This is a genomic window from Tsuneonella sp. HG249, assembly GCF_053819205.1.
On record NZ_JBSOQY010000001.1, the window covers coordinates 394379 to 406382 of the forward strand.

General features: G+C 67.9%; 11 protein-coding genes. 9 read left to right on the plus strand and 2 right to left on the minus strand.

Annotated elements, in window-relative coordinates:
* Window positions 1-49 precede the first annotated feature (49 nt).
* The 7 genes from glnE to ACWPM1_RS02025 all read left to right on the plus strand — a co-directional run bounded on the left by glnE (window position 50) and on the right by ACWPM1_RS02025 (window position 8073).
* Window positions 50-2749, plus strand: coding sequence for a bifunctional [glutamate--ammonia ligase]-adenylyl-L-tyrosine phosphorylase/[glutamate--ammonia-ligase] adenylyltransferase (gene glnE, locus ACWPM1_RS01995; RefSeq protein WP_455693170.1), 2700 nt, complete (start codon window positions 50-52; stop codon window positions 2747-2749).
* Window positions 2746-3216, plus strand: a complete 471-nt coding sequence (locus ACWPM1_RS02000) for a peroxiredoxin (protein WP_455693171.1) — start codon at window positions 2746-2748, stop codon at window positions 3214-3216. The genes glnE and ACWPM1_RS02000 overlap by 4 nt, the downstream gene beginning before the upstream one ends.
* The gene (locus tag ACWPM1_RS02005; protein ID WP_455695104.1) at window positions 3210-4001 is read left to right on the plus strand and encodes a ferritin-like domain-containing protein; all 792 of its coding nucleotides are present in this window, start codon (window positions 3210-3212) and stop codon (window positions 3999-4001) included. Before ACWPM1_RS02000 ends, ACWPM1_RS02005 begins: the two co-directional genes overlap by 7 nt.
* Before the next feature lie 199 nt (window positions 4002-4200).
* On the plus strand, window positions 4201-4833 hold the full coding sequence (locus tag ACWPM1_RS02010) for a M23 family metallopeptidase (RefSeq protein ID WP_455695105.1): 633 nt from the start codon (window positions 4201-4203) through the stop codon (window positions 4831-4833).
* A gap of 147 nt (window positions 4834-4980) precedes the next feature.
* A complete protein-coding gene (locus ACWPM1_RS02015; protein ID WP_455693172.1) occupies window positions 4981-6513 on the plus strand; it encodes an acyl-CoA synthetase in 1533 nt (510 codons plus the stop codon).
* 2 nt (window positions 6514-6515) lie between these two features.
* Window positions 6516-7823 carry a cytochrome P450 gene (locus ACWPM1_RS02020; RefSeq protein WP_455693173.1) on the plus strand — a complete coding sequence of 436 codons (1308 nt, stop codon included), beginning with the start codon at window positions 6516-6518 and terminating at the stop codon, window positions 7821-7823.
* A 58-nt stretch (window positions 7824-7881) separates the two neighbouring features.
* Entirely contained in the window at window positions 7882-8073 is a 192-nt protein-coding gene (locus ACWPM1_RS02025) for a hypothetical protein (protein WP_455693174.1), read from the plus strand.
* A 1-nt stretch (window position 8074) separates the two neighbouring features.
* On the opposite strand, the gene ACWPM1_RS02030 is transcribed toward ACWPM1_RS02025, so the two are convergent.
* Window positions 8075-9421 carry an SLC13 family permease gene (locus ACWPM1_RS02030; RefSeq protein WP_455693175.1) on the minus strand — a complete coding sequence of 449 codons (1347 nt, stop codon included), beginning with the start codon at window positions 9419-9421 and terminating at the stop codon, window positions 8075-8077.
* Window positions 9418-10311 carry a UTP--glucose-1-phosphate uridylyltransferase gene (locus ACWPM1_RS02035; RefSeq protein WP_455693176.1) on the minus strand — a complete coding sequence of 298 codons (894 nt, stop codon included), beginning with the start codon at window positions 10309-10311 and terminating at the stop codon, window positions 9418-9420. The genes ACWPM1_RS02030 and ACWPM1_RS02035 overlap by 4 nt, the downstream gene beginning before the upstream one ends.
* A 76-nt stretch (window positions 10312-10387) precedes the next feature.
* Between ACWPM1_RS02035 and murA the strand changes: the two genes are divergently transcribed.
* Together murA and ACWPM1_RS02045 are read left to right on the plus strand one after the other, a co-directional pair.
* Window positions 10388-11671 (plus strand): UDP-N-acetylglucosamine 1-carboxyvinyltransferase, encoded by a 1284-nt coding sequence (murA, locus tag ACWPM1_RS02040; protein ID WP_455693177.1) that lies wholly within the window; start codon window positions 10388-10390, stop codon window positions 11669-11671.
* 65 nt (window positions 11672-11736) lie between these two features.
* Window positions 11737-11985 carry a hypothetical protein gene (locus ACWPM1_RS02045; RefSeq protein WP_455693178.1) on the plus strand — a complete coding sequence of 83 codons (249 nt, stop codon included), beginning with the start codon at window positions 11737-11739 and terminating at the stop codon, window positions 11983-11985.
* The last annotated feature ends 19 nt before the right edge of the window (window positions 11986-12004 follow it).

Here is a 12004-nt window from a genome sequence, read left to right on the forward strand (position 1 = left end):
AAGGCCCGGTGCTTGCGCGACAGGGGGCTAGCGGGCAGTGCGCCCGAGCATGGCGGCAGAATGGCAATCGGCAATGACTCGGGCGCGGGAACACGCGCCCTTCCTCGCCCGCGCGCTCGAACGCCAGCCCGATCTGGCGGCGCTACTCGAAGCCGGGGATGGCGATGCCGCCCTGGCATGGGCAAAGGCCGCCGGGGCCGAGGTCGAGAGCGTGGCCCTCGCGCTGCGGCGGGAAAGGCTGGCCTTGGCGACGGCCCTCGCGATCGGCGACCTCGCGGGCGCCTTTTCCCTCACGACTGTCATGACGGCACTTTCGGCCTTCGCCGACCACGCGCTCGATGCCGCGCTGGCGGCGGCGATGCGCACGCGGGTGAGCGATGCGGAGCCGGCGGGCATGATCGGCTTGGCGCTCGGCAAGCATGGCGCCGGCGAGCTCAATTACAGCTCCGACATCGACCCTATCCTGCTCTACGATCCCGGCTCGCTACCCCGGCGCGAGCGCGACGAGCCGGCGGGGGCGGCCCAGCGATACGCCCGCGAGGCCGTCCGCTTACTTAGCGAAGTGACCCCCGACGGCTACGTTTTCCGCGTCGACCTGCGGCTACGCCCGGCAAGCGAGGTCAGCCCTCCGGCGATACCGATCGAGGGCGCGCTCACCCACTACGAAAGTTCGGCGCTGGCATGGGAGCGTGCGGCATTCATAAAGGCCCGCGCCGCCGCGGGCGACATCGAGGCAGGCGAACGGTTCCTTGCCGCCATCCGTCCTTTCGTCTGGCGCAGGAGCCTCGACTTCGGGGCGATCGGCGATATCGGGCGCCTGACCGGGCGCATTCGCGCAAGCCATTCCGGGCCGCGCACGCCGGGGCCGGGATACAATGTCAAACTGGGCCGGGGAGGTATACGCGAAGTCGAGTTCTTCGCGCAGACTCACCAGCTCATCCACGGGGGCCGAGACAATTCGCTGCGTGTTCGCGGCACCCGCGCAGCACTCGACGCGCTGTCGGCAGCCGGCATAATCGACTCCGCCGATGCGCTGACTCTCGGCGAATCGTACGACCGCCTGCGCGTGGTCGAGCATCGGCTGCAGATGATCGGCGATCAGCAGACCCATTCGCTGCCCGCGGGAGCCGCGCTCGATGCCGTGGCCCGGCTGGACGGGCTCTCCGATGGCGCCGCGCTCATCGCCGACCTTGAGGCGGTCACGGAGCGGGTCGCGTCGCGTTACGATACTCTGATTGCGGAAAGCGAAGCCTCGGCCTCGGTCATCGTGGCGCGGGGCGACGGTCTCGAGAAACGGTTGAGCGAACTGAACTTCGCCGAGCCCGCGCGGCTCGCAGAGCGCATCGCCGGCTGGGGCGACGGCCGCATTCGCGCCCTGCGTTCGGAGCCGGCCCGAGCTGCGCTCGATGCCCTCCTGCCGACCATGCTGGAGCATTTCGCCCTCGCGCCCGACCCAGGCCAGGCGCTCAACCGCTGGGAGAGGGTGCTGGCCGCCGCTCCGAGCGCGCTGAATTTGTTCAACCTGCTGCTCCAGCGGCCCGCACTGCTCGACCAGCTCGCACGCGTTCTCGTGCTTGCACCGACGCTGGCCGACGAACTCGGCCGGCGTCCCGAACTTCTCGACACGCTGATCGGCCGCCAGGCGCTCGATACTCCCGGCCCTGTCGAAGAAATCGCCCGGTTGATGTCGGCGGGCGAAGCCGACGACGACTATGAACGGCGCCTCGATCGCATACGCCGTGTTACGGGCGAGCTCCGTTTCGGCCTTGGACTCCAGACCATCGCGGCCGTGCACGATCCGCTCGAGATCGCCGCTGCCCTGTCGCGTACCGCTGAGGCGGCGCTGTGCGTTGCCCAGGAGGCGGCTGAAGCCGAGTTCGAGCGCGCGCACGGAAAGGTTCCGGGGGGCGAGCTCGTGGTGCTCGGGCTCGGCAGGCTGGGGGGCGGTGCGCTGACTCACGCCTCGGACCTCGACCTGGTTTACTTGTTCACCGGCGGGTTCGAAGGCGAATCGGATGGACCGCGACCGCTCGGGGTCACGCACTACTTCAACCGCCTCGCCCAGCGGGTCACCGCAGCGCTCAGCGTACCGACGGCCGAAGGCGCGCTTTACGAGGTGGACACGCGGCTCCGGCCGCAAGGTGCGCAGGGGCCGCTCGCGGTAAGCTTCGATGCTTTCGCCCGCTACCAGCGCGAGGAAGCGTGGACCTGGGAGCATATGGCGCTAACCCGCGCGCGGCCACTCACCGGGTCTGGACCCGCGCGCGACAGCTTGCGCGAGATAATCGGCTCGGTGCTCGACCGCCCGCGAGAAGCTGCTTCGCTCAAGGGGGACGTGCTCAAGATGCGCGCCGAGATGGCCGCTCACAAACCGCCGCAAGGACCGCTCGATGCCAAGCTTCTGCGCGGCGGGCTGGTCGATCTCGAATTCCTCGTCCACTACCTGCAATTGCGTGAGCGGATCGGCTTCGACCCCGACCTGGGTTCGGCGATCAGGGTGCTGGCCGGTGCAGGGCTCATCCCCGCATCGGTCGGGGAATCGCTCCGGCTGATGACGCGTCTGCTCGTGGCGGCGAGACTGCTCGCGCCCGACCTCACCGAGCCGCCCCCCGTTGCCGCGACCGCGCTTGCCGAGGCGTGCGGCTATGCGGATCTTGCCTCCCTCTTGCACGCGCTCGATGGCGCACGGCAGGAGGTGGCGGCCGCCTGGGCCGATTCGTTCGGGCAGCAATTGGGAGAAATGGCATGACCTGTCCGACCGTAGGCGATCCAATGCCCGACATCGCGTTAGAGACGCCCGAGGGAGGCACGGTGCGGCCGTCGGAATTCAAAGGCAAGCCGGCGGTGATCTGGTTCTACCCGAAGGACAGCACCCTCGGGTGCACGAGCGAAGCCAAGGACTTCACCGCGCTCGCGGGAGAATTCGATGAGGCCGGAGTTGCCTTGCTCGGAGTCAGCAAGGACAGCGCGGCCAGGCACCGTGCGTTCATCGCCAAGCAGGAACTTACCGTGCCGCTGGCGACCGATCCGCCGGAAAATGGCCTGTCCGACGCGCTCGGCATATGGACCGAGAAGCAACTCTACGGGAAGAAGTTCATCGGCATGGTCCGCACGACGTATCTGCTCGATGCCGAGGGCCGGATCGCACGCGTATGGAACACGGTGAAGGTCAAGGGCCACGCGGCCGAAGTGCTCGAGACGGCGAAGGCATTGTGAGCCTTGGCGCTGCAATCCGGGGCGCGCTTCTGACTGCCGAACCGGCGCTCAAGGTAAAGGCTGCGCGCAATGTGGCACGCGACTGGCGGCTGGCACGGCTGGCGTTCGCTTTCGACGCGTCGATGCCCGCCCGGCCTGCCCGTCCGGCGCAACCCGAACTGTTGCCGCCGAACCGTATGCCCAAGCGGGGCAAGGGCGGCTCCGCACGGGGCCGGCAGGCGTTGTGGCATGCCCTGGCGCATATCGAATTCGTCGCGATCGACCTGGCGCTCGACATGGCCGGGCGTTTCGGCGGCGAGATGGGGCCCGCGTTCGTGTCGGACTTTCTGACAGTGGCGGCCGACGAGGCGATGCACTTCGCGCTACTCGACCGGCACCTGCGCCAGATTGGCAGCTTTTACGGCGCGCTGCCGGCACACGACGGTCTGTGGCAGGCCGCCGAAGAGACGGCGCATGACGTCGCCGCGCGGCTTGCGGTAGTGCCCATGGTGCTCGAGGCACGCGGCCTCGATGTCACTCCAGCAACCATCGAGCGGGTTCGCGAACAAGGCGACGAAGTGGGTGCGCGAATCCTCGAACGCATCCTTGACGACGAGATCCGCCACGTCGCGATCGGCGTCAAACATCTTAATGCGTGCGCTGCGGCGCATGGAGAAACGCCGGATTCGTTATGGATTTCGCTCGTGCGCAGACATTTTCGCGGGGGCCTGAAGCCTCCATTCAACGACTCAGCGCGTTCGACAGCCGGTTTATCGCTCAGTGCCTGTGCCGCACTTGCTTGTTAAATCTTTCGCCGGTTAACCCACAATCCACGAGACGGCGGGGGGTTCCGATCAGTCTCAGGAAATTTCGCGAAAGGCCGCTTTGCCGGTGATTTCGTGAAGGGTCGCGCGGCACCGGGGGGTGTCCGCATTACGAAGGACGGGTATTTTGGTCGCAAACCTTATCCAGCGCCGGTTCGTTGCTGCACTCGCGGCGGTTGGCATGTTTTTCTCGGCTGGCGCAACGCCGGCTCTCGCCAACGCCAGCGCAGCGGCCGCCGACATCGCCGCTCCGGTACGCGATGCCCGGGCCTCCGGGATCACCGCCGGCGACGAGCAGTTCAAGCAGCTCTTTGCCAGCTGGCAGGCCCTGGACACCGGCGTTCCCGCCACGGTGCAGAACCCGATCGCACCCAGCTCGACCGTTTCCATTCCCTCGCGCAACCCGCTGGCAGCTGGCTCGACCAGCAGCGGCTACGGCATGCGCACTCACCCGGTTCTCGGTGGCGCCCGCTCGCACAAGGGCATCGATCTAGCCGCGCCGACGGGCACTCCGATCTACGCCACTGCCGACGGCACCGTCGGCAAGGCCGAGTGGTTCTCCAGCTACGGCATGTTCGTCGCCATCGAGCACGGCGGCGACCTCGAGACCCGCTATGCCCACATGTCGCGTATTGCGGTCGCTTCGGGACAGCGCGTCCGCAAGGGCGACGTGATCGGCTACGTGGGCTCGACCGGCCGCTCGACGGGCCCGCACCTGCACTACGAGGTCCGCGTCGCCGGGACCGCCGTGAACCCGGTCCCCTACATGGCCGACAGCAGCGCCGCCTCGGGCTACGCACTAGCCGCCAAGTAACGCGGACAGACATACGGCCCGCCGCGCGAACGGCGGGTCCCGGACACTCGGGGAGGGTGCCGGATAAGGGCGGCGGGTGAACAACCTGCCGCCCTTTTCGCTTGCCCGGTTGCGAAGCGAAACTAGTCTCTCGCCCGGGAGAGACACATGCATCCGACGACTCACGCGAATACCCGGCCGGACCACCCGGCCATCATCATGGCGGGCAGCGGCCGCACCGTCTCCTTCGGCGAGATGGACGCCGCCGCCAATCGCATCGCGCAGTTGTTCCGCGCTCACGGCATCGGCCCGGGCGAGACCGTCGGGTTGTGGCTGGAGAACCGGCCCGAGTACCTCGAGATCGCCTGGGGCAACCAGCGCGCGGGCACCACGCTGGTGCCGATCTCCACCCATCTGACGGCGGACGAGGTGGCCTACATCTTGGCCGACAGCGGGGCGAAGCTGCTGATCAGTTCGGCCCAGTTCGGTCCGAGGCTGGAGGAACTGAAAGCGCTCTCCCCGCAAGTCGAGCAGCTCGTCTTCGAAGGCGAGCAAGGTGCCGCCGCCGCGATAGCGGCCATGCCTGCCGAGCCCGTCGCCGACCAGAGCGTGGGCCTTGCGATGCTCTACAGCTCCGGTACCACCGGTCGCCCGAAGGGCATAAAGCCGGTGACGCCGCCGGATCCCGACCACATGGCGGTTAGCCCGTTGCTGATGCTCGCGGCCCATGCGTTCGGCTGGCCGATCGACGGGAGCGTGATTTACCTTTCCCCCGGCCCGCTCTACCACGCGGCGCCGTTCCGCTGGACGATGACCGCGCACAGCCTCGGCGGCACGGTGGTGATCATGGAGAAATTCGACGCCGAGGCGGCGCTGGCGGCGATCGAGAAGTACCGGGTGACCGACAGCCAGTGGGTGCCTACGCACTTCGTGCGCATGCTCAAGCTGCCCGAGGACGCCCGATCGCGGTACGATCTGTCGACCCACAAGCGCGCCATCCACGCCGCCGCGCCATGCCCGGTCGACGTGAAGAAGGCGATGATCGACTGGTGGGGGCCGATCCTGCTCGAATACTATGCCGGGTCCGAGGGCAACGGGATGACCTTCCTCACCTCGCAGGCCTGGCTCGAGCATCCGGGCTCGGTCGGGAAGCCGATTATGGGGACGCCGCATATCTGCGATGCCGAGGGCAACGAAGTCGCGGTCGGCGAAGAAGGCGTGGTATTCTTCGAGAACGAGAACCAGTTCGCCTACCACAACGATCCCGACAAGACCGCCGAGGCGACGCACGCCAACGGTTGGACCACGCTCGGCGACATCGGCAAGCTCGACGAGGACGGGTATCTCTACCTCACCGACCGCCGCTCCAACATGATCATCTCGGGCGGGGTCAACATCTACCCGCAGGAGATCGAGAACCTCCTGATCACCCACCCCAGGGTGACCGACGCCGCGGTGATCGGCGCGCCCGATCCCGACATGGGCGAGCGGGTCGTCGCGGTGGTCCAGCCGGCCGACATGGCGCACGCCGGCGATGCGCTGAAGGCCGAGTTGCTCGAATACCTCGGCACCAAGCTCGCCCGCCTCAAGCTCCCCAAGGTGATCGACTTCCGCGCCGAGCTGCCGCGCGAGGCGAACGGCAAGCTCTACAAGCGCAAGCTGAAGGACGAGTACAAGCAGCGCGCCACGCAGGAGGCATGATTATGGCGACCGCCGCGTCAAACGTCGCCCCGAACGCAGTGGCCCGGGCCGTAATCGACCCCAACGCTTACGCCGAGTGGAACGGACTGCTCGACACGTTCGACTGGCTGCGCGAGCACATGCCGGTGGCGCGGATCGAGCCCGGTCCCGAGGCGCCGGGCCTGTTCCCGCCGTTCTGGCTGGTCACCCGCTACGACGACGTGATGCGCGTGTCGAAGGACAACGCGACCTTCCTCAACAACCCGCGCACCGTGGTGTTCAGCACCACCGACGGGATCGAGTTCGCCAAGAACTTCAGCGGCGGCAGCGAGCACATGGTGGCCAGCCTCGTCACCTTCGATGCGCCGCTCCACATGAAGTACCGCAAGCTGACCCAGGAATGGTTCATGCCCAAGAACCTGCGCACCATCGAGGACGAGGTGCGCGAGATCGCCTGGAACGCCGTCGACCGCCTGCTAGCGGGCGGTGGCGTAGTCGACTTCTGCAAGACGGTCGCCGCGCCTTATCCGTTGCACGTCGTCATGCAGATCCTCGGGGTGCCCGAGGATGACGAGCAACGCATGCTCACGCTGACCCAGCAGATGTTCGGCGGGCAGGACGAGGACCTCAACCAGTCGGGCATGAAGGACCTGCCGCCCGAGGTGATCACCCAGATCGTCGCCGGCGCGGTCAAGGACTTCGAAGCCTACTTCGCCCGGCTCACCGCGGAGAAACGGGCCGCGCCCACGGGCGACGTCGCCTCGATCATCGCCAATGCGCGCGTCGACGGCGAGCCGCTCAACGACCGCGACATGATGGGCTACTACATCATCGTCGCGGCGGCAGGCCACGACACGACCAGTGCCAGCACGGCCGGCGCCATGCTCGCCCTGGCGCAGGACCCGGAGCAGTGGGCGCGGGTCAAGGCCGACCGCTCGCTGCTGCCCGGCATCGTCGAGGAGGCGATTCGCTGGACCAGCCCGGTGCAGCACTTCATGCGCACCGCGGCCGAGGATACCGAAGTCGGCGGCCAGCCGATCGAGGCCGGCGACTGGCTGATGATCAACTACGTCGCCGCCAACCACGACCCGGCCCAGTTCGACAACCCGCGCAAGTTCGAGGCCGCCCGCAGCCCCAACCGCCACCTGGCGTTCGGCGCCGGCGCGCACCAGTGCCTCGGCCTCCACCTCGCGCGGCTGGAGATGCGCATCCTGTTCGAGGAGCTGCTCGACCGGATCGAACGCGTCGAGCTGGCCGGCCCCTGGGCGCGTTCGAAGAGCACCTTCGTCGGCGGGCTCAAGACGCTGCCGCTGCGAGTGACGGCGGCCTGATTCGCCGCTCCTTTGTTCAGCCAGCGCGGGTGCGGGTGCTTCACGCGCATCGCGCACGATGTCTCGATCACCGGGCAAGGTTGCGGTGGTCATCGGCCGCGAGACGTTCACTCCGACCGCGGCCAGTGACCTCGGCAAGGCGTACGGCGCGGTGCCGCTGCAGTGGCGCTACACCAACGTCTACCCGTGGGAAGGCGGCCGAGGGCAGCGGCTCGCGCGGCAGGCCGCCGTCATCCCGCCTCCGCGCTAGCCTAAAACGGAAACACCACCGGGATCGCCACACACGCCACCGCCCACGTGATCAGGTCCAGCGGCAGGCCCACCCGCACGAAGTCCATGTAGCGGTACTTGCCCAGCTGGTAGACCAGCGCGTTGGTCTGGTAGCCGAACGGGGTGGCGAAGGCGGCGCTGGCGGCGATCATCACCGCGGCGGTGAACGGCTTGGGGCTGACCGCGAGGCCTTCGGCGAGGCTCACCGCGACCGGGGTCAGCAGCACCGCCACCGTGGCGTTCGAGAGCAGCTCGGTGAGGAACAGCGCCGCGCCGTAGAACAGCACGAGCGCGAAGAACGGGCCCAACGGACCGATGCTGCCCACCAGCCGGTCGGTCGCGGCGGCGGCGAGGCCGGTTTCCTCCATCGCCACGCCGATCACCACCATTCCGGCGATGAGCATGAGGATCTCGGGGCGGAGGCCGTGGTAGGCCTCGTCGGCGTCGATCGCCTTGATAAGGATAAGCAGCACCGCGCCGGCGAACGCGGTCGCGGCGATCGGGGCGACGCCCATCGAGGCGGCGGTGACCGCGCCGATGAATACCCCGAGCGAGGCGATCGCGCGCCACGGGCGGAACTTGTGCTCAGGCGCGAACACGTCCGCGCTGCCGACCGAGGCCGAATGGTCGCCGTGGCGCGGCACCAGCATGGCGGGCGTGGCGGGCGCTTCCTGCGGATCGTCGTAGCGAATCAGCCGGCCCGAGAAGAAGAACAGGAAGGCCCCGCCGGCGAGCGCGACCGCGAGGCCCACCGGGGCGATCTCGAACATCGAGAACGTCGCGCTGCCGCTGCTGCGCGCCATGTCGTTGACAAGGAGGTTGGTCGAGGTGCCGATCAGCGTGCAGCAACCGCCGAGTACCGTGATGTACGACAGCGGCATCAGGTACCGTCGCGGGTCGCGTCCGGTGCTCATCGACACGTCGCGAATTACGGGGGCGGCCAGGACGACGATCGGGGTGTTGTTGAGGAAGGCCGACGCCGCGCCGCACAGCGTCATCACGATCCAGATGCCCGTCGCTCCCGCCTGCCTCGCCAGCCAAACCCCGCCGCGGATCGCGAGGTCGAGCAGCCCGGAACGCTCCATCGCGTAGGCGATCACGAACAGCGAGGCGAGCGCGATTATCGCCGGGCTGGCGAACGCGACCTGGACGTCCACCGGCCGCACCGCGCCGGTCATCAGCAACACCGCCGCGCCGGCCAGCGCGACCACGTCGGCGCGGAAGCGGTCGAGAATCAGCGCGCCCACAACCGCGACGAGCACCGCCAGCGTCACCGCCTGGTGCCCGGTGAGGCCGATGGCCTCGATAAAGGGCGGCGTGGGGATCACCGCCCGGCCAGCAAGCGCTCCGCCATCGCGCGCACTTCGGCGCCCATGTCCTCGCGTTCGAGTGCCAGCGCCAGCGTCGCCTCGACGAAGCCGGTCTTGCTGCCGCAGTCGAAGCGGCGGCCGGCGAAAGTCACCGCGTGGAACGGCTGGGTGCCGATCATCTTGGCCATCGCATCGGTGAGCTGGATCTCTCCGCCGGCGCCCTTCTCCTGCGCTTCGAGCGTGCGCATGACTTCGGGCTGGAGGATGTAGCGGCCCGAGATGATCTTGTTCGATGGAGCTTCGGTGCGCGGCGGCTTTTCGACGAGGCCGGTCACTTCGGTCAGCGTGTCGGACACGGTCGCGCCGGGCGCGATCACGCCGTAGCTGGAGACTTCCTCCTCGGGCACCTCGAGCACGCTGATGAGGTTGCCGCCGACTTCCCCGTACGCCTCCACCATCTGCTTCATGCAGCCGGTGCCGCCGCCCTTTTGCGCCACCATCAACTCGTCGGGCAGGAGGATCGCGAACGGCTCGTCGCCGACGACCGCGCGCGCGCACCAGATCGCGTGGCCCAGCCCGAGCGGCACCTGCTGCCGCACCGTGATGAGATTGCCCGGGGTGAAGCGCGTGGGCTCGAGCACTTCCAATGACTTGCCGCGCTCGGCCATCGTCGTCTCGAGCTCGTAGGCGATGTCGAAGTGCTCGACGATCGCGGTCTTGCCGCGTCCGGTGACAAAGATCATCTGCTCGATCCCCGCCTCGCGCGCTTCGTCGACCGCGTACTGGATCAGCGGCCGGTCGACGATCGGCAGCAGTTCCTTCGGGATAGCCTTCGTCGCGGGGAGAAAGCGGGTGCCGAGGCCGGCCACGGGGAACACCGCCTTGCGGATAGGTTTGCGACTGCTCATGCCAGCGCGATAGGCAGCCCCCGCGGCCCGCGCAACCGGCGCTTGCGGCGCGTCTAAATCAGGTTAGTGCGGCGCGATGGACAAGATCATCGTCGAAGGCGGCAAGCGCCTCAGTGGCACCATCCCGATCAGCGGCGCCAAGAATGCCGCGCTCACGCTGATCCCCTGCGCATTGCTGACCGACGAGCCGCTGACGCTGAGGAACCTGCCGCGCCTCGCCGACATCGACGGTTTCCAGCACCTGATGAACCAGTTCGGGGTCACGACCGCGATCCAGGGCAACCGGCCGGAAGATTTCGGCCGGGTGATGACGCTGGAAGCGACGCGGATCACCAACTCGGTCGCGCCGTACGACCTGGTGCGCAAAATGCGCGCCTCGATCCTTGTGCTCGGCCCGATGCTGGCCCGCAACGGCGAGGCCAAGGTCTCCCTTCCCGGCGGGTGCGCGATCGGCAACCGGCCGATCGACTTGCACTTGAAGGCGCTCGCCGCATTCGGCGCGGTGATCGAGATCGCGCAAGGCTACGTCGGCGCGCACGCGCCCGACGGCGGGCTGCCCGGCGGCGACTACGATTTCCCGGTGGTCTCGGTCGGCGCGACCGAGAACGCGCTGATGGCGGCCGCTCTGGCCAGCGGCACGTGCCGGCTGTTCAACGCCGCGCGCGAACCCGAGATCGTCGACTTGTGCAACCTGCTGGTGGCGATGGGCGCGGAGATCGAAGGCATCGGCACGTCCGACTTGACCGTGCACGGCAAGAAGCGGCTCCATGGCGCGACCTACCGGGTGATGCCTGACCGGATCGAAGCCGGTTCCTATGCCTGCGCCGCCGCCATCACCGGCGGCGAGGTAATGCTCGAAGGCGCGCGGGCGGAGGAGATGTCCTCGACCATCCACGCGCTGCAAACCATCGGGGTTCACGCGGAAGGCACGCTCGGCGGAGTGCGCATCGCGGCGGACGGCAAGCTCAAGGCGGCCAACCTGTCGACCGCGCCCTATCCGGGTCTCGCGACCGACATGCAGGCCCAGTTGATGGCGCTGCTGACAGTGGCCGAGGGGACCAGTGTGCTCAACGAGACGATCTTCGAAAATCGCTACATGCATGTGCCGGAGCTCAACCGCATGGGCGCACACATCGAGACCTCGGGCCGCACCGCAATCGTACACGGAGTCGCCAAGCTGACCGGCGCCGAGGTGATGGCCACCGATCTGCGCGCCTCGATGAGCCTTGTCATCGCCGGTCTCGCCGCCGAAGGGCAGACCCAGGTGCGCCGGCTCTACCACCTCGACCGCGGCTACGAGCGGCTGGAAGAGAAGCTCGCGCTCGTCGGCGCCCAGGTGGAGCGCGTCGGCGACGAATAGAGTCCGATTTCCGGGATACGACTCGCAGCCTCCGGAGTTAACCTTCCAAGCAACGGAGGTTCCCCATGGCACTGCTCAAACTGGCCGCGCTCGGTGCGCTCGGCTACACCGGATACAAGTATTATCAGAAAAATATCGCTGGTCATTCAGCGCGTCCCGCGTTCGCGGGCGGCGAAGGCAGCAAAGACAACATACATCAGGTGCGCGGCGCCGGTCCCGATGCTATGAGAGACGACACGGCGAAGGACTGGGACAAGGCGGACCAGGCCAGCGACGAGAGCTTTCCCGCCAGCGATCCCCCGGCGACCTATTAAGGAGCAACGGGACTGGATC

Excerpts from the sequence above, each read along its gene's own strand:
- glnE (WP_455693170.1), top strand. The coding sequence starts at position 50 with ATGGCGGCAGAATGGCAATCGGCAATGACTCGGGCGCGGGAACACGCG.
- ACWPM1_RS02000 (WP_455693171.1), top strand. The coding sequence starts at position 2,746 with ATGACCTGTCCGACCGTAGGCGATCCAATGCCCGACATCGCGTTAGAG.
- ACWPM1_RS02010 (WP_455695105.1), top strand. The coding sequence starts at position 4,201 with ATGTTTTTCTCGGCTGGCGCAACGCCGGCTCTCGCCAACGCCAGCGCA.
- ACWPM1_RS02015 (WP_455693172.1), top strand. The coding sequence starts at position 4,981 with ATGCATCCGACGACTCACGCGAATACCCGGCCGGACCACCCGGCCATC.
- ACWPM1_RS02020 (WP_455693173.1), top strand. The coding sequence starts at position 6,516 with ATGGCGACCGCCGCGTCAAACGTCGCCCCGAACGCAGTGGCCCGGGCC.
- ACWPM1_RS02025 (WP_455693174.1), top strand. The coding sequence starts at position 7,882 with ATGTCTCGATCACCGGGCAAGGTTGCGGTGGTCATCGGCCGCGAGACG.
- ACWPM1_RS02035 (WP_455693176.1), bottom strand. The coding sequence starts at position 10,311 with ATGAGCAGTCGCAAACCTATCCGCAAGGCGGTGTTCCCCGTGGCCGGC.
- murA (WP_455693177.1), top strand. The coding sequence starts at position 10,388 with ATGGACAAGATCATCGTCGAAGGCGGCAAGCGCCTCAGTGGCACCATC.
- ACWPM1_RS02045 (WP_455693178.1), top strand. The coding sequence starts at position 11,737 with ATGGCACTGCTCAAACTGGCCGCGCTCGGTGCGCTCGGCTACACCGGA.